Consider the following 19,568-nt stretch of genomic DNA (forward strand, 5'->3'; position numbering starts at 1 on the left):
AGTTCCGGAACCGGCGCGGTCTGGCGCAGCCGACGTCAACGGGGTAGAAACAGGACGTCCCGGCCGTGAGAGCGCTCTCCGCGCCGCGGCCGATCCCGTACCCCACCGACAGGCAGGCCGATGAGACCACTCGACCCCTCCCGCCGCCGTTTCCTCACCCTCACCGCCGCCTCGACGGCATCCCTCACCGCCCTCGGGCTCCCGGCGCTGCCGGCCGCGGCCGCGGCCGCCGGCACCGACGACGCGGAGCCCGACTTCGGCCCGAACGTCTTCGTGTACGACCCGTCGACCCCGACCGCGGAGATCCAGGCCACCCTGGACCGGCTCTTCGCCGCTCAGGAGCACAACGAGATGGGCGCCGACCGGTACGCGGTGCTCTTCAAGCCCGGCCGGTACGAGGTCAACGCCAAGCTGGGCTACTACACCACCGTTGCCGGCCTCGGCGGTCACCCAGACGACGTCGAGATCCACGGCGCGGTACGGGTCGTCGGTCAGCCCGACCCGAACTCGCCGGCCGGCATCTCCGCCCTGACCAACTTCTGGCGATCGGCGGAGAACCTCTCCGTCTCGCCCACCGACTGGTCGAACCAGTGGGCGGTCTCCCAGGCCTCCCCGATGCGCCGCGTCCACATCAAGGGCATCCTCTGGCTGGAGCCCGGCGGCGGCGGCTACTCCAGCGGCGGCTACATCGCCGACTCCAAGGTGGACGGCATCACCATCAACGGCTCCCAGCAGCAGTGGCTGACCCGGGACAGCGAGCTCGGCGGCGACTGGACCAACGGGGTCTGGAACCAGGTCTTCTCCGGGGTGCTCGGCGCGCCCGCGCAGGGCTTCCCGAACCCGCCGTACACCACGCTGCCGACCAGCCCGGTGACCCGGGAGAAGCCGTACCTCTTCGTCGACGCCGACGGCGGCTGGCGGGTGGCCGTACCCGGGCTGCGGCACGACACCGCCGGCACCACCTGGGGCGCGGGCGCCCGGCCGATCCCCTCCCTGCCGCTGTGCGACTTCTTCATCGCCAAGCCCACCGACTCCGCACAGCGGATCAACCAGGAGCTGTCCCGGGGCCGACACCTGCTGCTCACCCCGGGCGTCTACCACCTGGACCGGGCGCTGCGGGTCAAGCACCCGGACACCGTCGTGCTCGGCGTCGGCATGCCGAGCCTCGCCCCGTCCACCGGCGACGCCGCCCTGCGGATCGAGGACGTGGACGGTGTACGGATCGCCGGCGTGCTGGTCGACGCCGGGCCGGAGGAGTCGGAGGTGCTGGTCGAGGTCGGCAAGCGGCACAGCCACCGCGGCCACGCGACCAACCCGATCTCGCTCCAGGACGTGTTCTTCCGGATCGGCGGTCCCGGCGTCGGCCGGGCGGTGACCAGCCTGGTGGTCAACAGCCGGCACACCATCGTCGACAACATCTGGGCCTGGCGCGGCGACCACGGCAAGGACGGCACCGTCGGCTGGACCACCAACACCGCCGACACCGGCGTGGTGGTCAACGGCGACGACGTGACCGCGTACGGGCTCTTCGTCGAGCACTACCAGCGCTACCAGACGATCTGGAACGGCGAGCGTGGCCGCACCGTCTTCTACCAGAGCGAGCTGCCCTACGACCCGCCGAGCCAGGCCGCCTGGCGCAGCCCGACCGGGCGGGGCTGGGCGTCGTACAAGGTCGCCGACCACGTGCGCGAGCACGAGGCGTGGGGGCTCGGCGTCTACTCCTACTTCAACCAGGAAGTGGACATCCGCTGCGACCGGGCGATCGAGGCCCCGCGCCGGGCGGGCGTGCGCTTCCACGACGCGGTGACCGTCTTCCTCGACGGCGACGGCGGCATCGAGCGCACGATCAACGAGGCCGGCACCCCGGTCGTCGGCTCGTACGGCACCAGCCCGGTGGTCAGTTACCCGTGACGTGAGGGCGGGCGCGGCGCACCGGCGATGTAACAGGAATTCGCCGGAACGCGCTGCGCCCGTTTCGTTCCGCACTGCTCGCCGCACTGACCAGCACGGCCGTCGCCGCCGTCATGGCCGGTGCCACGCCAGCATCCGCCATCAACACCTACAACGCCCAGCCCGCCCCGGAGCGCCACGAGGTGGGCGCCCTGCTGGTCGTGTGGGACCGGGACCTCAATCCCGCCACGCCGGACGTCATCGACTGGTACTGCTCCGGCACCATGATCGACGAGAACACCTTCCTCACCGCCGCGCACTGCACCACGGACTGGGCGCCCGGCGTCCGGTTCTTCGTCTCGCTCGAGCAGGACGTGCAGGGCGAGCTCGACAAGGCCAAGGCCGACGGGCTCACCCCGGAGCAGATCGCGGCCAAGGTCGGGGTCGAGGGGACCGCGCACACCAGCCCCGACTACCCGGGCAACTCGGCCGACGCGCACGACATCGCGGTGGTCGAGTTCACCGACGCCCAGGCCGCCGCGCTCGCCGTGCGTTGGTCGTTCACCCCGGCCACTCTGCCGACCGCCGGCCAGTTCGACGCGATGGGCACGCGGCAGCTGGACGCGGCCACCTGGCAGGTCATGGGATACGGCACACAGGAGGCCCTGAACGGCCCCGGCGGCCAGGCCCACCCGGGTGGCGGCGTCCGGATGAAGGCCGAGGTCGGCTTCGACGCGCTCAACAAGACCTGGGTCCGGCTGGCGATGAACGAGAGCCGGGGTTACGGCGGCGCCTGCTACGGCGACTCCGGCGGCCCGAACTTCGTCACCGTCGACGGGGAGCTGGTGCTCGCCGCCACCACCATCACCGGGGACGGCCCCTGCTACGCGACGAACGTGTCGTACCGGCTCGACACCCCGAGCGCCCGGGGCTTCCTCGACGAGTTCGTCGACCTGCCCTGACCATCCGCGCCACCGGCGGCCGGCGGGACCATCCCGCCGGCCGCCCCCGTGCCGGCCAGCGGGTCGCGGGCTGTCAGGCCGGCAGCTGCTCCGCGCGGCTGAGCACCCGGTCGACCAGGCCGTACTCGCGGGCCTGCTCGGCGGTGAACCAGCGGTCCCGGTCCCAGTCCCGCTGGATCTCGTCCAGCGTCCGCCCGCTGTGCTCGGCGATCAGCTGCTGCATGGTCCGCTTCACGTGCAGCATGTTCTCCGCCTGGATGGTGATGTCCGCGGCCGTGCCGCCCATCCCGCCCGAGGGCTGGTGCATCATGATCCGCGAGTGGGGGAGCGCGAACCGCTTCCCGGCCGCCCCCGCGCAGAGCAGGAACTGCCCCATCGAGCCGGCCATGCCGAGGGCCAGGGTGGCCACGTCGTTCTGCACGTAGCGCATGGTGTCGTAGACGGCCATTCCGGCGCTGACCGAGCCGCCCGGCGAGTTGATGTAGAGGTAGATGTCGCGGTCCGGGTCCTCGGCGGCCAGCAGCAGGATCTGCGCGCAGATCTGGTTCGCCGACTCGTCGGTGACCTCGGTGCCGAGGAAGATGATCCGTTCCCGGAGCAGCCGCTCGAAGACCTGGTCGCCGAAGGACGGCTTGCCGCCGTCCAGCATCCACACGCCGTACCCCATGACCTGACCGCCCTCCGCGCCGCCGGCGGGCGACGGACCGCCCGGGGAACCGGCGGTCTCCAGCCTCCGGCGGCCCGGCCGCCGGGGCCCAACGATTCTGCCCCGGGCAGATCGGCCGTGGGCAGAACCGGGCCGGCCTAGCCGGCGGTCAGCCGCCGCCGGCCCGCCCGGGCCCGCCTGCGGGCCAGCGCGCCGGAGGTACGCGGACGGGGGCGCCCGGCCGGCGCGGAGGCGATCAGCCGGACCCGCAGGCCCGCGCCGCCGACCGTCGACCCGACGTGCCCGGTCGACCCGCCCGCGAAGAGTCCGGCGCCGCCGAGCGAGGGTTCGTACGAGCCGGTGATGCCCAGGTGCCGGCTGCCCCGGGCCGCGCCGACGGACGACGTCGGCCCGTCCGGGTGCGGCACCTCGGGGTGGAAGCCGATGCGCAGGCGGGGGCCGGCGGCGTCCCGGCGGGCGGCCGGCACCCGGTCGAGGTGGGCCAGGGCCGTCCCGGACGTGGCGGGAACCCGCCGTTCGACCCGGCGCAGTTCGTCCCGGGCCTCCTCCAGCAGGTCGGAGAGGTTGATCCCGAGCGCCCGGCAGATCGCCGCCAGCACCTCCGAGGAGGCCTCCTTGCGCCCGCGCTCCACCTCGGAGAGGTAGGGCAGCGACACCCCGGCCGCCAGGGCGACCTCGCGCAGCGTGCGGCCCTGCTGCAGGCGCACCCGGCGCAGCACCCCGCCGATCACCCGTCGCAGCAACGACATGTGGGCCTCCTCGCGGTCGTCATCCCGGGACAACCCCATCATGCCCGTTGGTCGGCGTCACCGGTGGCCCGGGCGGGCCGGGTGCCCGCCCGGGCCGGCCGGACATCGATACCGGCCACCCGGGAGGCCGACGGACGCGGTACCCGCTATGTTGTGGGCGTGCGAGCGACGGTGGCGGGGCAGGACCGACGGTGATCCATTTTCCCGCGCAACGGCGGGGGCCACTGAGCGCGCTCAGCCTGCGCCTGCTCGCCGCCGTGGGCCTGGTCGTCGCCGTGGTCGCCGCGGTCTACCTCGACCGGGACGGCTACCGCGACGTCAACGAGGACGGGCTCACCCTCCTCGACTGCTTCTACTACGCGGTGGTCTCGCTCTCCACCACCGGGTACGGCGACATCACCCCGGCGACCCCCTCGGCGCGCCTGGTCAACGTCCTGTTCGTCACGCCGGCCCGGGTGCTCTTCCTGATCATCCTGGTCGGCACCACCCTGGAAGTCCTGACCGAGCAGTACCGGACCGGCCGTCGCCTGTCGCGGTGGAGGAGGATCGTGAAGGACCACGTCATCATCTGCGGCTACGGCACCAAGGGCCGCAGCGCCGTCTCCGCCCTGCTGGAGAACGGGCTGGACCGCTCCCGCATCGTGGTGGTGGAACGCAGCGGCCCGGCCCTGCGCCAGGCCACCTCGGCCGGGCTGGTGGCCATCGAGGGCTCGGCCACCCGCTCGTCGGTGCTGGAGGAGGCGCACGTCCGGACCGCCAAATCGGTGATCATCGCGACCGACAGCGACGACGCCTCGGTGCTGGTGGCGCTGACCGTACGGCAGCTCACGGCCGGCCAGGTCCGGATCATCGCGGCGGTCCGCGAGGCGGAGAACGCGCCGCTGCTCAAGCAGAGCGGCGCGCACCACGTGATCGTCTCCTCGGCCACCGCCGGCCGGCTGCTCGGCCTCTCCACCTCCGCCCCGCCGCTGATCGACGTGGTGGAGGACCTGCTCACCCCAGGGCAGGGCATGGCGCTGGCCATGCGCTCGGCCGAGCGCGACGAGGTGGGCCGGTCGCCGCGCGAGTTGGATTCCCTGGTCATCGCCCTGGTCCGCCGCGGCAAGGTGGTCACCCTGAGCGACCGGGCCGGCGCGGTGATCGAGACCGGCGACATGCTGGTCCACGTCCGCGACGACCGCCCCCAGGCCGCCGCCTCCGCCCCCTGACCAACGAAAGAAGGAGGCCGTTCCCCGGGCGGGGAGCGGCCTCCTTCGACGTCGTGCCGTCAGCGGGTCAGAGGATCGTCCAGGTGTCGCCGCTGCCGAGCAGGCCGGCGAGCTGCTGCTCCGGGGTCTCGGTGACCTTCGCCTTCGCCGCGGCGACCTGCTCCTGCACGGCGCTGTCGTAGGACGGGCGGCTGACCGAGCGGAACACGCCGATCGGGGTGTTCCGCAGGTCCAGCCCGGGCAGCCGGGACAGCGCGAAGGCGTACGCCGGGTCGCTGACCGTCGCGTCGTGCACGACGATCTCCTCGGGGCGTACCGAGGCGGTCTCCCGCACCTCCAGGCCGAAGCCGCCCGGCGGGTGGACGACGCAGAACTGCCCGTCCTTGCCACCGACCTGGCTGTTCGGCTTGCCAGCTGCGCCGAAGATGATCGGCTGCCCGTGCTCCAGCCGGATCAGGTAGTCGTCCCGGGTGCCCGGCTCCTTGAGCTGGTCGAACGCGCCGTCGTTGAAGATGTTGCAGTTCTGGTAGATCTCCACGAAGGCCGAGCCCTCGTGCTCCGCCGCGGCCCGCAGCACCGACTGGAGGTGCTTGCGGTCCGAGTCGATGGTGCGGCCGACGAAGGTGGCCTCCGCGCCGAGCGCCAGCGACAGCGGGTTGAACGGGGCGTCCGCCGAGCCGACCGGGGTCGACTTGGTGATCTTGCCGACCTCGGAGGTCGGCGAGTACTGCCCCTTGGTCAGGCCGTAGATCCGGTTGTTGAAGAGCAGGATCTTCAGGTTGACGTTGCGGCGCAGCGCGTGGATCAGGTGGTTGCCGCCGATGGAGAGCGCGTCGCCGTCACCGGTGACCACCCAGACGGACAGGTCCGGGCGGGACACCGACAGGCCGGTGGCGATCGCCGGGGCACGGCCGTGGATCGAGTGCATCCCGTACGTGTTCATGTAGTACGGGAAGCGCGACGAGCAGCCGATCCCGGAGACGAAGACGATGTTCTCGCGGGGGATGTTCAGCTCCGGCATGAACTGCTGGACGGCGGCCAGGATCGCGTAGTCGCCGCAGCCGGGGCACCAGCGCACCTCCTGGTCGGACTTGAAGTCCTTGGCGGTGAGCTTGAGGGCGAGGGGCTCAGACATTCTTCAGGACCTCTTCCAGCATCGTCTCCAGCTCGGCGGCCGTGAACGGCAGGCCGCGGACCTGGTTGTAGCCGATCGCGTCGACCAGGTACTTCGCCCGGATCACGTGGGCGAGCTGGCCGAGGTTCATCTCGGGGATGACGACCCGGTCGTAGGCGCGCAGCACCTCGCCGAGGTTGGCCGGCATCGGGGCCAGGTGGCGCAGGTGCGCCTGGGCGATGGAGAGCCCGCGCTGGCGCAGGCCCCGGCAGGCCGCCCCGATCGGCCCGTACGTCGAGCCCCAGCCGAGCACCAGCACCCGGGCGTCGCCGTCCGGGTCCTCCACCTCGATGTCCGGCACCGGGATCGTCTCGATCCGGGCCGCCCGGGTCCGCACCATGAAGTCGTGGTTCGCCGGGTCGTACGAGATGTCGCCGGTCTTGTCGGCCTTCTCCAGGCCGCCGATCCGGTGCTCCAGGCCCGGCGTGCCCGGGATGGCCCACGGTCGGGCCAGGGTCTCCGGGTCACGCAGGTACGGCAGGAAGGTGGTGCCGTCCTCGCCGTTGGGCGCGGTGGCGAACTCCACCCGCAGGTCGGGCAGGGACTCCACGTCGGGCAGCAGCCACGGCTCGGAGCCGTTCGCGACGTAGTTGTCCGACAGCAGCAGCACCGGCGTGCGGTAGGTGAGCGCGATCCGGGCCGCCTCCAGGGCGGCGTGGAAGCAGTCCGACGGCGACTTCGGGGCGATCACCGCGACCGGGGCCTCGCCGTGCCGGCCGTACAGCGCCATGTTGAGGTCGGCCTGCTCGGTCTTGGTGGGCATGCCGGTGGACGGCCCGGCCCGCTGCACGTCGACGACGACTAGCGGCAGCTCCAGCGCCACCGCGAGGGAGATCGTCTCGCTCTTCAGGGCCACGCCGGGGCCGCTGGTGGTGGTGACGCCGAGCGAACCGCCGTACGACGCGCCGAGCGCCGCCCCCACCGCGGCGATCTCGTCCTCGGCCTGCATGGTGATCACGCCGAACCGCTTGTGCTTGCTCAGCTCGTGCAGGATGTCCGAGGCCGGGGTGATCGGGTACGCCCCGAGGAAGACCGGCAGCCCGGAGCGGACCCCGGCGGCCACCAGGCCGAGCGAGAGCGCCGCGTTGCCGGTGATGTTCCGGTAGGTGCCCGGCAGCATCTTCGCCGGCTTCACCTCGTACCGGACCGAGAAGTCCTCGGTGGTCTCGCCGAAGTTCCAGCCGGCCCGGAAGGCGGCCACGTTCGCCGCGACCAGCTCGGGCCGGGCGGCGAACTTGCGCTCCAGGAACCGCAGCGTCGACTCGTACGGCCGGGAGTACATCCAGCTCAGCAGGCCCAGGGCGAACATGTTCTTGGCCCGCTCGGCGTCCTTCTTGGACACCTCGTGCGCGGCCAGCGCGCCGACCGTCATCGAGGTCAGCGCCACCGGGTGCACCACGTAGCCGGCGAGCGAGTCGTCGTCCAGCGGGCTGACCTGATACCCCACCTTGGCGAGGTTGCGCTTGGTGAACTCGTCGGTGTTGACGATGATGTCCGCGCCGCGCGGCAGGTCGGCCAGGTTGGCCTTGAGCGCCGCCGGGTTCATCGCGACCAGGACGTTCGGGGCGTCGCCCGGCGTCAGGATGTCGTAGTCGGCGAAGTGCACCTGGAAGCTCGACACGCCCGGGAGGGTGCCGGCGGGCGCCCGGATCTCGGCCGGGAAGTTCGGCAACGTCGAAATGTCGTTGCCGAGCTGCGCCGTCTCGGAGGTGAACCGGTCGCCGGTGAGCTGCATGCCGTCGCCGGAGTCGCCGGCGAACCGGATGACCACCCGGTCGAGTTGACGGATCTGCTTGGTCACGCCCGCACCTCGCTTCGCTCAGCGCCGTCGCACGGGCGGCTGAACATGTTGGTGACCCCGCCTTGCCCCGCCACGTGACCTCCTTGACGCGCTGCTGTCGCCGGCCGTCCGAAGCTGTCCGGCCCGCTCCGTTCCTCACGTCAGAGCCTACGTCGGTTCCTTAGGGCCACCTTGGTGGAGGTCCGACGTATGGGACCTGACCGGCCCGCTGTATGCCCGGCTTTGCGGTGTTTAGTACCGGCATCCGTAATCGAGATCACCGCATCCCGGTCGATCCGGCCGGGGGCATTCCGGCCGGCGGCGCTCACTCGGATGCGGCGGGGGCGACGGTCGGGTCGGCCGGCGGTGCGGTCATCCGCCGGCGCAGCGAGGTGGTGGCCAGGACCAGGGCGAGCACCACCAGCAGCCCGGAGACCGCGATCAGGGTGATCGCCGTCCGCCGGACCGAGCTGAAGCCGCCCCCGTCGGCGGCCGGCTCGGCGGCGGCGAGTACGCCGTGGGAGCCGGTCGGCGCGGGGGTGGCGACCGGCGTGGACACGGCGGCCGCGGCGTTGATCCGGAAGCTCATCTGCACCTGCCGGCTCCGGCCGCTGCGCGGGTCGAGCCGGCCGACGACCGCGCCGGCCAGCGGAGCCCGGGCCTGCGCCGCCGGCGTGGCGGTCACCGGCAGCCGGAGGGTGGCCGTGCGCCCGGCGGGCACCATGCCCAGGTCGCACCGCGTCCGGATCGGCGCCAGCGGAACGCAGCCGGCCGGCGGGCCGGACGCGGTCACCCCGTCGGGCAGGATCACCTCGACCCGGCCGGCGGCGTCGACCCGGCCGGTGTTGCCGAGCCGGACGGTCAGGACGCTCGGGGCGCCGCTGATGTCGAAGAGCACCTCGTCGGCGCGGAGCGAGATGCCGGGTACCGGCGGGCCGGGCGGGAAGAGCACCGCGAAGCCCTCGTCGTCCACGGCCGCGCCGGTCAAGCCCGGGGCGGTGGCGGTCACCCCGACCGAGCCGCTGAGCGGCATCGAGCGCCAGGCCGCACCGTCGATCCGGACCCGGATCGAACTGCTGAACCGGGCGCCGGGCGCGGTGGTCCACCCGCCGCAGCGGTAGCTGCCGCCGCCGGCGGGCGCGCACCCGGCGGTCCCCGCATCGGTGAGCCCGGCCGGCAGCCGGTAGGCGAGCCGGATCAGCTCCGGCACGCCGCCGGTGTTCGTGACGGTCACCCGCAGCGTGGTCACCGTGCTGTCGGCGTTCCAGTAGGCCGGGGTGAGCGCGACGTCCTCGGTGGTCACCCGGACCCCGAGCTGGGCGGGGGCCGGCCGGCCGGGGCCGGGCGGGGCCGGGGGCTGCGCCGGAGGCACGACGGGCGGGGGCGGCGGGGCCGGGGCGGTGGTGGGCGCCGTGGTGGTCGGCGCCGGGTCGTCCGGGGCGGTGGTCGCCGGCACGGGCTCAGTCGTGGTCGGGGCCGGCGGGGTGGTCTCCGGTGGCGCGCTCTCGGTCGGCGGCGCCTCGGTCGACGTGGGGTCCGTCGCGGTCGGCTCGGCCGGGGGAGTGCTGTCCGTCGGGTCGGCGGCGGGCTCGCCCCCCGGATCGGTGGCCGCGGTGACCACAGCCGTCGGCGTCGGTGACGCGGTCGCCCACGCGGGACCGACCGCGACCGCCGTCGCCAGCCCGACCGCGAGCGAGGCCGCCAGCAGTGCGGAGGTCCGTCGCTGGGCAACCCGCCGGTCGGGGCGTACGGGCAGGTCGGCCATCTGTCCTCCGCGACACTCAGTGAGGTTTCATTATTCGGTAATAGTTGCCGAGGGACACTAGTTCCCCGAGGAAACAAATCCGTAACGTGTTCGGTCCGCGCGGGCGGCGGGCACGGTAGGGTCGTCCTCCGTGACCGGTTACCTCGGCTCGTACGCCACGCTCGGTCTCCTGCTGCTCGCCAGCGTTCTCTTCTTCGTTACGGCGTTTTCGGCCAATCGGGTGTTACGTCCTAGCCGTCCGGCCGATCCGTGGGGCAAGCGAACCAGCTATGAGTGCGGACTCGACCCGGTCGGCGGCGACTGGGCGCAGATGCAGATCCGCTACTACGTCTACGCGTATCTCTACGTGCTCTTCGCGGTCGAGGCGGTCTTCCTCTTCCCCTGGGCGCTGGTCTTCGACCGGCCCGGGTTCGGCGTGACGACCGTGGTCGAGATGGGGATCTTCGTCGCCGTGGTCGCGCTCGGCATCCTCTACGCCTGGCGGAAGAACATCCTGCGCTGGACCTGACCCCCGCCGGCCCGGCCGACCATCGGTCAGGCCAGGCCGCGCCGGGTCAGGGTGGGCGGCCGGTCGCCCCGGATCGAGGCGATCATGTCCAACACCCGACGGGTCTGGAGCACCTGGTGGGCGCGGAACACCCGGGCCCCCAGCCACGCCGAGACCGCGGTCGCGGCCAGCGTGCCCTCCAGCCGGTCCGGCACCGGCAGGTCCAGCGTCTCGCCGATGAAGTCCTTGTTCGACAGGGCCACCAGCAGCGGCCAGCCGGTGCCGGAGAGTTCCGCGAGCCGCCGGGTGATCTCCAGCGAGTGCCGGGTGTTCTTGCCGAAGTCGTGCGCCGGGTCGATCAGGATGCCGTCGGGGCGTACGCCGAGGGTGACCGCCCGTTCGGCGAGCCGGGTCACCGTCGCGACCACGTCGGCCACCACGTCGTCGAAGGCGGCCCGGTGCGGCCGGGTACGCGGACTGAGCCCGCCCGCGTGCGAGCAGACCAGCCCGGCGCCGGTGGCCGCGGCGACCCGGGCCAGCGCCGGGTCCGCCCCCGACCACGTGTCGTTCAGCAGGTCGGCGCCGGCCGCCACCGCCTCCACCGCCACCTCGGCCCGCCAGGTGTCGATCGAGATGACCACCTCGGGGAAGGCGGTCCGGACCGCGGCGATGGTGTCCACCGTCCGGCGGATCTCCTCGGCGACGTCGACCTCCTCGCCCGGCCCGGCCTTCACCCCGCCGATGTCGATGATCTCCGCGCCGTCGGTGACCGCGCGCTCCACCGCGCGCAGCGCGCTGTCGGCCGCGAAGGTGGCGCCCCGGTCGAAGAACGAGTCCGGCGTGCGGTTGACGATCGCCATCACCACCAGTTCCCCGGGGGCGAACACCCGCCCACCGAGCCGCAGCGTCCCGGCCATCCCGCCTCCTGGTCTCCGCCCGCCGTCGGCCGTACCGCCGGCCGCCCCCGACGCTATCCGGTCCGCCGCCGACCGCCCCGTCCGGTACGTCCCGGGGCTGCGAATCATGATCGGAGCGGGTGGAGGGCTCGCCCGGGGCCGGCCCGCGTGCCACGATCTCCCCATGGGTCAGGTTCTGCTCCTCTTGGTCGTCGCGCTGACCGTCGCGGCGGTGGTGTTCGGGGTGACGGTGCTGGTCTCCGGGCGCGACCCGGGCCTGGCGCCGGCCGAGCCGGACGGGCGGGCCGTGCCCCTGCCGGGGAGCCGCCCGCTGCACGAGTCGGACGTCGCCGAGGCCCGCTTCGACACCGCCCTGCGCGGCTACCGGATGGCCCAGGTCGACCAGGCGATGCGCCGGGCGGCCTACGACATCGGCTACAAATCCGAGCTGATCGGCGTGCTGGAGGCGGAGGTCGCCGCGCTGCGCGAGGGCCGCACGGCGGACGCCGACGCGCTGCGCGACGCCCGCGAGGCCTCCGCCGGCGCGAGCCCCGCCGCCGCCCCGACCGACGCGGTGAGCTCGGCCGGCGACACCCTGGCTGACGCGTCGGACGCTGAGGCCGGGGTGGCGGCCGCGCCCGCCGCGGCTGCCGTCGAGGACGAGGCGGTGCTCCCCACGCCCGCCCCGGCGACGCCCGCTGGTGGGGTTGTCCCGGTCGCGGCGCCCGTCGACCAGGAGCCGACCGACCGCGAGGTCCCGGTCCGGCCGCCGGCCGACCCCACCTCCTCCCCTGCCGCCAGCGCCCCGGCCACCGACCCCACCGGGAAGGTCGGCCGGACGGCGCAGGGCCCGGCCGCCGCCGCCGACGACAGCGACAGCGACGGTGCGCGGGAGCGTGGCGCGGTGGTCCGGTCGGAGCGGGCGTGACCGGGCCCGAAGGCGCCGACGGGCTGGCCGAGGCCGCCCAGCCCGGTGCCGGTGAGGTGACCGCCACGGTGATCGTCGACGCCCCCGTCGAGCGGGTCTTCGCGGCGCTGACCGCCTGGGAACGGCAGTCCGACTGGGTCCCCTTCACCACCGTCCGAGTGGTCGAGGGGGACGGTGGCGAGGGCAGCCTGGTCGAGGCGGTCACCGCGCTCGGCCCGGCGGTGCTCCGCGACGAGATGCGGGTGGTCCGGGTCGACGCGCCGTACGAGGTCGGGGTGGTGCACTGTGGGCGGCTGCTGCGCGGGCCGGGCGTGCTGCGCTGCACCCCGGTGGAGCGGGACCGGACCCAGGTGGTCTGGCACGAGTGGTTCCACCTGCCCGGCGGCGCCGCCGGCCGGGTCGCCCGGCCGGTGCTCTGGCCCGGCTCGAAGTTCGGCCTGACCCAGGCGCTGAAGAAGTTCGCCCGGCTGGTGGAGCAGGGCCGGCTGCCCTGACCGCCGCCCGTTGTCGGGGGGCTGGCCTAGCGTGTAGGCCGTGACTGACCTGGTGACCGGCGCGGACGGGCTGCCCCGCTGCGCCTGGGGCGCGAGCACCCCGGACTACGCCTTCTACCACGACACCGAGTGGGGCCGGCCGCTGCGCGGCGATGACCCGCTCTACGAGCGGCTGACCCTGGAGGCGTTCCAGTCCGGCCTGTCCTGGCTGACCATCCTGCGCAAGCGACCCGCGTTCCGGCTCGCCTTCGACGAGTTCCGCATCGACAAGGTCGCCGGCTACGGCGCGGCGGACGTCGCCCGCCTGCTCGCCGACACCGGCATCGTGCGCAACCGGGCCAAGGTCGAGGCGGCGATCGCCAACGCCCGGGCCGCGCTGGAGCTGCCCGACGGGCTCTCCGCGCTGCTCTGGTCGTTCGCGCCGCCGGCCCGGGCCGGCCGGCCGCGGTCCTTCGCCAAGGTGCCGGCGCTCACCCCCGAGTCCACCGCGCTGGCCAAGGCGCTCAAGAAGCGCGGCTTCCGCTTCGTCGGCCCGACCACCGCGTACGCGCTGATGCAGGCCACCGGGATGGTCGACGACCACCTCGCCGGCTGTCACGTGCCCGTCGATGGGGTCGGGGCCGCCGGCCGGGCGTGACGGCGCCGGCGTCCGGGCGACGTGACGGCGCCGGTGCCGATCCGGCGTGATGGGATTGGACCATGACCGACACCGAGGTCCGCGCGAGCGGAACGATCGACGGCGGCAGCGGGCCCGGCGCCTGGGCGGTGCTGCTGCCCGCCGAGCGGTACGAGGCCGAGCGGCTCGTGCACCACGACACCCTGGAGCTGACCGGGCTGGACGGGCCGGCCCGGCCCCGGCCCGGCGACCCGGTCGCGGTGCTGGTCGACGCGCCGCTCCGGCTGGTGGCCCTCGGTCGGGTCGCCGCGGCCACCGCCGAGACCCGCGAGGATCCGGACGACCCGCAGTCCGAGGCCGTTCCGGGCGCGCTCGTGGTGACGTACACCCGGCGGGTCTTCGACGAGCCGGTGCCGGCGGGCGGCCTGGCCCTCGACGGGCCGGTGACCGGGCTGGACGAGGCCACCTGGCGGGCGCTGGCCGACCGGCTCGGCCCGCCGCCGGCGCGCCGCTCCTGGCTGGTCAGCCTGGACCTGCCGATCGAGGCGGCCTCGCCCGCCGAGGCGGTGCGGCTCTTCTGGGCGTACGTGCAGGAGCTGGGGCCGCGCGAGCTGCCCGCCTTCGTCTCGCCGGCCGGCGACGAGCTGGCCATGCAGGCGTTCGTGCTCGGCGTGGAGGCCAACCAGGATCCCGAAGAGGACGACTGATCCACCGGCGCCCGGTTACGGTGCCGGGGAGGGCCGGCGCCGGCCGGTCGCGCGAGGGGGTCCAATGCGCTTCCAGGACAGAGTCGCGCTGGTCACCGGCGGGGCGTCCGGGCTCGGCGAGGCGGCCGCCCGCCGGTTCGCCGCCGAGGGCGCGAAGGTGGTGATCGCCGACATCGACGCCGAGGGCGCCGAGCGGGTCGCCGGCGGTCTGCCGGACGGCTACCCGGTGACCATGGACACCGGCGAGGCCGCCTCGGTCGAGCAGGGCATCGCCGACGCCATGCAGCGGTACGGGCGGATCGACGTCATCTTCAACAACGCCGGCATCGACGGGCAGCAGCAGCCGCTGCACGAGATGGACGTGACGAACTGGGAGCGGGTGCGCCGGGTCAACGGCGACGGCGTCTTCTTCGTCCTGAGGTACGGCATCGAGGCGATGCTGCGCGGCGGCGGTGGCGCGATCGTGAACACCTCCTCCACCACCGCGCTGGCCGCCCAGGAGAACATCTCCCCGTACACCTTCACCAAGGCCGGCATCGTCGGCCTGACCCGTTCGGCGGCGATCGAGTACGCGGCCCGCGGCATCCGGGTCAACGCGGTCGCCCCGACGGTGGTGATGACCCCGCTGGTGGAGCACTTCATCGACAGCGCGCCGGACCCGGGGCAGATGCGCCGGCAGATGGAGTCTTTCAACCCGAAGCCCGGCATCCCCACCCCGGACGACGTGGCCGGGGTGGTCGCCTTCCTCGCCTCGGACGAGGCCGCCTGGATCACCGGCCACACCGTCCCGGTCGACGGCGGCTACGTCGCCCGCTGACGGCCGCCCGGCCGCGAGCGAGGCCCGCGACCTGGAGCGGTCAGTGTCCCTCGAAGACCGGCTTCTGCTTGTTCACGAAGGCCATCGTGGCCGCCTTGTGGTCGCTGGTGGCGCCGCAGATCGACTGGGCCTGCGCCTCGGCGGCGAGGGCGTCGGCGAGCGTGCCGGCGTCGGCGATGGAGAGCTGCCGCTTGATCGCCCCGTAGGCCACGGTCGGGCCGGCGGCGAGCCGGGCGGCCAGCTCCTGAGCGGTGGGCAGCACCTGCTCGTCGTCGTCCACCAGCTTGTTCAGCAGGCCCAGCCGGCAGGCCTCCTCGGCGCCCACCGGCTCGGCGAGCATCAGCAGCTCGACGGCCTTGGCGTGGCCGACGAGCCGGGGCAGCGTCCAGGAGGCGCCGGTGTCGGCGGCGAGCCCCACTCCGGCGAAGGCCATCAGGAAGCGCGTCTTCGGGCCGCCGATCCGGAAGTCGGCGAGGAAGGTCAGCGAGGCGCCGGCCCCGGCCGCCATCCCGCGGACCGCGGCGACCACCGGCTTGGGCAGGTTGGCCAGCCGGGCGGCGATCGGGTTGTAGTGGGCCCGCACGGTGGCCAGCGGGTCGGCGTCGGCCGCTTCCAGGGTCTGCACGTGCTCGCGGAGGTCCTGCCCGGCGCTGAACGACCCGCCCGCCCCGGCCAGCACGACCGCCCGGCACGAGCGGTCGGTCTCCAGCTCGGCGAGGGTGTCCCGGAGCGCCTCCTTGAGCGCCACGTCGAGCGAGTTCATCGCCGTCGGTCGGTTCAGCGTCAGGGTGACGACGGCGTCGGTGCGGTCGACGAGCAGTGGCTCGGTCACGTTCTCAACGACCCTTCTGTCGGGCGAGGCGGTTGTTGCCGTCGAGGCAGTGCTCGACGTACCGGTCGGCGGCCGGCCGGAGCCGGGCCGCGTGCCGGTCGAAGAAACTGGCCGCGCTGGTGCCCGGCCAGCGCTCGGGGAGCAGCGCCGGAGGGAGCTGCGGGTCCCGGAAGAGGAAGGTACGCCACGCGTGCACCAGCCGGAACCGGGCCGCGTACGCCTCCTCGTCGCTGCTGCGCACGGTCACGCCCGCCAGCAGCGGCTTCTGCTCCGCGACGAACCGCTCGTACGCCCGGCCGATCTCGATGAGGTCCCAGGCGCGGCGGACCACGCCCATCGCCCCCGGGGTGCCGGCGGCGTGCGCGGCGGTGAACCGCTCGTAGCGCACGCCCGCCTCGGCGAGCAGGAGGTCCACGTCCTCTCCGGGGCGGGTGGCCACCCAGGTGCAGTCGTCGAGCGTGCCGTAGCCGAGGAAGGTCAGGTTGGCGGCGAGCCGCTGGCGTTCCCGGCGGGACGCGGGGGCCTCCAGGACCAGCAGGTCGAACCGACCGTCCCAGCTGATCCGCCCGGTCCGGTAGATCCGGACGGCCGCCTCGTCGAGTCGGCGGGCCGCCTTGGGTGTGATCGAATATCCCGGGCCGGAGGCCAGCCGGAGGGGGTCGAGCCAGCCCTGACGGACCATCCGGGAGACTGCGGTGCGCACGGCCGGAGGGGCGATCCCGAGCGGCGCCAGCAGCTTGACCAGGGCGGCGACGGGTGCGCGCCCACCCCTCGCCCGGAGGTGGTCGCCGTACAGGTCGAAGAGTGCCGACCGTGCCTGCATGACCGCACATTGTGACAGGCCTATCCAAGATAAGCTAGATGCTGTTACATCAATGCTGCTTCGGTTTGGGTCCGGCGGTGTTCATCAGGGAAAATCATTGGTCGACACCCCGCGAAGGCTGCGGCGGTGATGACGAAGTGGCTGTGGGGCAACCCACCGACCCTGGTGTAGGTCTGAGGGGAGACAACATGGCGGCGATGAAGCCGCGGACGGGCGACGGTCCGCTGGAAGTCACCAAGGAGGGCCGGGGCATCGTCATGCGGGTCCCGCTGGAGGGTGGTGGCCGGCTCGTCGTCGAGATGACTCCCGACGAGGCCAACGCGCTCGGTGACGCACTGAAGGCAGCCGCCGGCTGATCGAGGAGCGGTCCGCGCGGCGCACGCCGTGCGGACGGTTCATCCTGCCCTGAGCCACCGGCCCCGCCGGTGGCTCAGGGTCTTCGCAGGCTGGGGAGCGGCGGTCTGTCCCGCTTCGTGAACTTTTCTGGAGGTACGGTCCAGCGTGCTGGCCATTCGTCTGGTGAGCGGGCCCACGCGGCTCGACACCCTCGTCCTGCCCATTCGTCCCGTCGGGCCGGGCGAGGGCCCGGACGCCCCGGCCGCGCTGGTCACGACCGCGTCCCCGCCTTCCGGCGAGGTGCTGGCCGAGGCGGAGGCCCTGCTGCCCGCCGCGCGGCTGACCGGGCGCGCTGGCGAGCTGCGGGAGCACCTGCGACCCGGCGCGACGCCGCAGCGGCTGGTGCTGCTCGGCGTCGGCGAGGGCGACGAGCGGGGCTGGCGGGCCGCCGGCGCGGCGCTCGCCCGGGCCGCCCGGGATGAGACGCACATCACGGTGATGCTTCCGGGCGACGCCTCGACGGCGCTGCGCGGCCTGACCGAGGGGCTGCTGCTGGGGTCGTACCGGTTCCGGATGACCGAGGCCGGTGGTGCACCCGCGCTCGCCGACGTGGACGTCGTGGTGGCTGACCCGGACGCGCTCGCCCCGACCCTGACGGCGGCCCGGACCACCGCCGAGATGACCCGGCTGGCCCGGGACCTGACCAACACCCCCTCCTCGCTGAAGAACCCGCAGTGGTTCGTCGAGCAGATCGCGACGGCCGTTGCCGGCCAGCCCGACCTGCGCCTGCGGGTACGGGAGCCGGACGAGCTCACGGCCGAGGGCTTCGGCGGGATCCTCGCCGTCGGCCAGGGCTCGGCCAGCGGTCCCCGCCTGGTCGAGCTGGACTGGCACCCGGCGGACGCGCGTACCCACGTCGTGCTGGTGGGCAAGGGGATCACCTTCGACACCGGCGGCATCTCGATCAAGCCGGTGCCGGCGATGAAGCTGATGCGCAAGGACATGGCCGGCGCCGCCGCCGTGCTCGCCGCGACCCTGGGCGCCGCCGCGCTCCGGCTGCCGGTGCGGATCACCACGCTGGCGCCGCTGGCGGAGAACATGGTCAGCGGGTCCGCGTTCCGCCCGGGCGACATCGTCCGCCACTACGGCGGCCTGACCAGCGAGACCACCAACTCCGACGCCGAGGGGCGGCTGGTGCTCGCCGACGCGATGGCGTACGCGGTCCAGGAGCTCGCCCCCGACCTGCTGGTCGACCTGGCCACCCTGACCGGCGCGAACGCGGTGGCCCTCGGCAAGCGGCACGGCGCCCTCTACAGCGAGAACGACCAGCTCGCCGCCGACCTGCTGGCCGCGATCGACGCCGCCGGTGAGGCGGCCTGGCGGATGCCGCTGCCCGCCGACTACGTCGAGTACCTGGGCAGCGAGCTGGCCGACCTGCACAGCTCCCCGGCCAGCGGCGCCGGCTCGGTGACCGCCGCGCTCTTCCTCCGCGAGTTCACCGGTGACCTGCGGGACCGCTGGGTGCACGTCGACATGTCCGCCCCCTCCTGGTCGGAGGAGGACGACGCCGAGCTGACCCGGGGCGCCACCGGCTGGGGCGTACGCGGGCTGCTGCGCTGGCTGCCCACGCTGGGCTGACGGCCCGGTCCGCCCCCGCGCCCGGCGGACCCGGCGGTGCGCCGGACGCGGGGTCGGCTCAGCACTTCACGGCGGCGAGCAGGCCGTGCCCGACCGGCAGCAGCGCGGGGATCCAGTGCTCCGACTCCCGGATCGCCTTGATCGTCTCCCGGACGGTGACCGTCTCCAGGTCGCGGGCGGCCGGGTCGCCGATCCGCCCGCCGGCCAGCGTGCCGTTGAGGGCGAGCACCCCGCCGGGCCGCAGCAGGCGCAGCGCGGCGTCCACGCAGGCGGTGAAGCCGGTCGCCTCGGCGTCGACGAAGACCAGGTCGTAGGCGCCGTCCGCGAGCCGCGGCAGCACGTCGAGGGCGCGGCCGGTGATGATCCGGGTACGCCCCGACGGGAACCCCGCCTCGACGAAGATCCGTCGGGCGATCCGCTGGTGCTCCACCTCCACGTCGATGGTGGTGAGCACCCCGTCGGCCCGCATGCCGCGCAGCAGCCAGACGCCGCTGACCCCGATGCCGGTGCCGATCTCCACCACCGCCCGGGCGTTGCCGGCGGCGGCGAGCAGTCGCAGCGCGGCGCCGGCGCCCGGCGTCACCGCGTCGACACCCACCTCGCGGGCGAGGCTGCGGGCGGTCCGCAGCACCAGATCCTCGGTGACGTAGGACTCGGCGAACTGCAGGGCCTGTGCCGTCGAGTTGCCGGAACTGGCGACCGTGGCGATGGGACACCTCCGGGCGGCGGGAGTGGTGCGGGGGGCGGGTGGGCGGTATGAGCCTAGAGGCGGGACCCGACGGGCGCAGCCGCGAGTCGG

At 73.8% G+C, this 19,568-nt stretch carries 20 protein-coding genes; 11 read left to right on the forward strand and 9 right to left on the reverse strand.

Going from position 1 to position 19,568, the window contains the following annotated elements:
- Positions 1–120: 120 nt before the first annotated feature.
- Both EV384_RS07235 and EV384_RS07240 read left to right on the forward strand, forming a co-directional pair.
- Complete coding sequence (locus tag EV384_RS07235; RefSeq protein WP_130331284.1) at positions 121–1,911, forward strand: adenylyl cyclase; 1,791 nt, start codon at positions 121–123, stop codon at positions 1,909–1,911.
- 113 nt (positions 1,912–2,024) lie between these two features.
- Positions 2,025–2,852, forward strand: a complete 828-nt coding sequence (locus EV384_RS07240) for a trypsin-like serine protease (RefSeq protein ID WP_207232258.1) — start codon at positions 2,025–2,027, stop codon at positions 2,850–2,852.
- A 73-nt stretch (positions 2,853–2,925) separates the two neighbouring features.
- Here EV384_RS07240 and EV384_RS07245 read toward each other — a convergent pair whose 3' ends face one another.
- Positions 2,926–3,519: an ATP-dependent Clp protease proteolytic subunit gene (locus EV384_RS07245; RefSeq protein WP_130331288.1), complete on the reverse strand. Its 594-nt coding sequence runs from the start codon at positions 3,517–3,519 to the stop codon at positions 2,926–2,928.
- A gap of 137 nt (positions 3,520–3,656) precedes the next feature.
- Entirely contained in the window at positions 3,657–4,268 is a 612-nt protein-coding gene (locus tag EV384_RS07250) for a helix-turn-helix domain-containing protein (RefSeq protein WP_130331290.1), read from the reverse strand.
- 191 nt (positions 4,269–4,459) lie between these two features.
- On the opposite strand from EV384_RS07250, the gene EV384_RS07255 reads away from it, so the two are divergent.
- Positions 4,460–5,476 (forward strand): potassium channel family protein, encoded by a 1,017-nt coding sequence (locus EV384_RS07255; protein WP_130331292.1) that lies wholly within the window; start codon positions 4,460–4,462, stop codon positions 5,474–5,476.
- 67 nt (positions 5,477–5,543) lie between these two features.
- On the opposite strand, the gene EV384_RS07260 is transcribed toward EV384_RS07255, so the two are convergent.
- The 3 genes from EV384_RS07260 to EV384_RS07270 all read right to left on the reverse strand — a co-directional run bounded on the left by EV384_RS07260 (position 5,544) and on the right by EV384_RS07270 (position 10,195).
- On the reverse strand, positions 5,544–6,611 hold the full coding sequence (locus EV384_RS07260) for a 2-oxoacid:ferredoxin oxidoreductase subunit beta (protein WP_130331294.1): 1,068 nt from the start codon (positions 6,609–6,611) through the stop codon (positions 5,544–5,546).
- The gene (locus EV384_RS07265; protein ID WP_130331296.1) at positions 6,604–8,451 is read right to left on the reverse strand and encodes a 2-oxoacid:acceptor oxidoreductase subunit alpha; all 1,848 of its coding nucleotides are present in this window, start codon (positions 8,449–8,451) and stop codon (positions 6,604–6,606) included. Before EV384_RS07265 ends, EV384_RS07260 begins: the two co-directional genes overlap by 8 nt.
- A gap of 304 nt (positions 8,452–8,755) precedes the next feature.
- Positions 8,756–10,195 carry a hypothetical protein gene (locus EV384_RS07270; RefSeq protein ID WP_130331298.1) on the reverse strand — a complete coding sequence of 480 codons (1,440 nt, stop codon included), beginning with the start codon at positions 10,193–10,195 and terminating at the stop codon, positions 8,756–8,758.
- A 130-nt stretch (positions 10,196–10,325) separates the two neighbouring features.
- Here EV384_RS07270 and ndhC point away from each other — a divergent pair, with 130 nt between their 5' ends.
- Complete coding sequence (gene ndhC / locus EV384_RS07275; protein WP_130331300.1) at positions 10,326–10,703, forward strand: NADH-quinone oxidoreductase subunit A; 378 nt, start codon at positions 10,326–10,328, stop codon at positions 10,701–10,703.
- A 26-nt stretch (positions 10,704–10,729) separates the two neighbouring features.
- Here the strand turns inward: ndhC and folP are convergent, their stop codons facing one another.
- Complete coding sequence (gene folP / locus EV384_RS07280; RefSeq protein WP_130331302.1) at positions 10,730–11,599, reverse strand: dihydropteroate synthase; 870 nt, start codon at positions 11,597–11,599, stop codon at positions 10,730–10,732.
- Positions 11,600–11,762: 163 nt separating this feature from the next.
- Between folP and EV384_RS35845 the strand changes: the two genes are divergently transcribed.
- The 5 genes from EV384_RS35845 to EV384_RS07305 all read left to right on the forward strand — a co-directional run bounded on the left by EV384_RS35845 (position 11,763) and on the right by EV384_RS07305 (position 15,140).
- The gene (locus EV384_RS35845; protein WP_242623972.1) at positions 11,763–12,506 is read left to right on the forward strand and encodes a DivIVA domain-containing protein; all 744 of its coding nucleotides are present in this window, start codon (positions 11,763–11,765) and stop codon (positions 12,504–12,506) included.
- A complete protein-coding gene (locus EV384_RS07290; protein WP_130331304.1) occupies positions 12,503–13,000 on the forward strand; it encodes an SRPBCC family protein in 498 nt (165 codons plus the stop codon). The genes EV384_RS35845 and EV384_RS07290 overlap by 4 nt, the downstream gene beginning before the upstream one ends.
- Positions 13,001–13,040: 40 nt before the next feature.
- Positions 13,041–13,637: a DNA-3-methyladenine glycosylase I gene (locus EV384_RS07295; RefSeq protein WP_130331306.1), complete on the forward strand. Its 597-nt coding sequence runs from the start codon at positions 13,041–13,043 to the stop codon at positions 13,635–13,637.
- A 62-nt stretch (positions 13,638–13,699) separates the two neighbouring features.
- Complete coding sequence (locus EV384_RS07300; RefSeq protein WP_130331308.1) at positions 13,700–14,323, forward strand: hypothetical protein; 624 nt, start codon at positions 13,700–13,702, stop codon at positions 14,321–14,323.
- Positions 14,324–14,387: 64 nt separating this feature from the next.
- Positions 14,388–15,140, forward strand: coding sequence for an SDR family NAD(P)-dependent oxidoreductase (locus EV384_RS07305; protein WP_130331310.1), 753 nt, complete (start codon positions 14,388–14,390; stop codon positions 15,138–15,140).
- 40 nt (positions 15,141–15,180) lie between these two features.
- On the opposite strand, the gene EV384_RS07310 is transcribed toward EV384_RS07305, so the two are convergent.
- Both EV384_RS07310 and EV384_RS07315 read right to left on the reverse strand, forming a co-directional pair.
- Positions 15,181–15,972, reverse strand: a complete 792-nt coding sequence (locus EV384_RS07310) for an enoyl-CoA hydratase/isomerase family protein (RefSeq protein WP_130331312.1) — start codon at positions 15,970–15,972, stop codon at positions 15,181–15,183.
- Between the two features lie 4 nt (positions 15,973–15,976).
- Positions 15,977–16,795 (reverse strand): PaaX family transcriptional regulator, encoded by an 819-nt coding sequence (locus EV384_RS07315; RefSeq protein WP_130331314.1) that lies wholly within the window; start codon positions 16,793–16,795, stop codon positions 15,977–15,979.
- A gap of 188 nt (positions 16,796–16,983) precedes the next feature.
- Here EV384_RS07315 and EV384_RS07320 point away from each other — a divergent pair, with 188 nt between their 5' ends.
- Positions 16,984–17,151, forward strand: coding sequence for a DUF3117 domain-containing protein (locus EV384_RS07320; protein ID WP_007455245.1), 168 nt, complete (start codon positions 16,984–16,986; stop codon positions 17,149–17,151).
- 145 nt (positions 17,152–17,296) lie between these two features.
- Positions 17,297–18,769, forward strand: coding sequence for a leucyl aminopeptidase family protein (locus EV384_RS07325; RefSeq protein ID WP_130331316.1), 1,473 nt, complete (start codon positions 17,297–17,299; stop codon positions 18,767–18,769).
- Between the two features lie 58 nt (positions 18,770–18,827).
- Here EV384_RS07325 and EV384_RS07330 read toward each other — a convergent pair whose 3' ends face one another.
- The gene (locus EV384_RS07330) at positions 18,828–19,436 is read right to left on the reverse strand and encodes an O-methyltransferase (protein WP_207232564.1); all 609 of its coding nucleotides are present in this window, start codon (positions 19,434–19,436) and stop codon (positions 18,828–18,830) included.
- Between the last annotated feature and the right edge of the window lie 132 nt (positions 19,437–19,568).

The organism is Micromonospora kangleipakensis (genome assembly GCF_004217615.1).
GTDB lineage: Bacteria > Actinomycetota > Actinomycetes > Mycobacteriales > Micromonosporaceae > Micromonospora > Micromonospora kangleipakensis.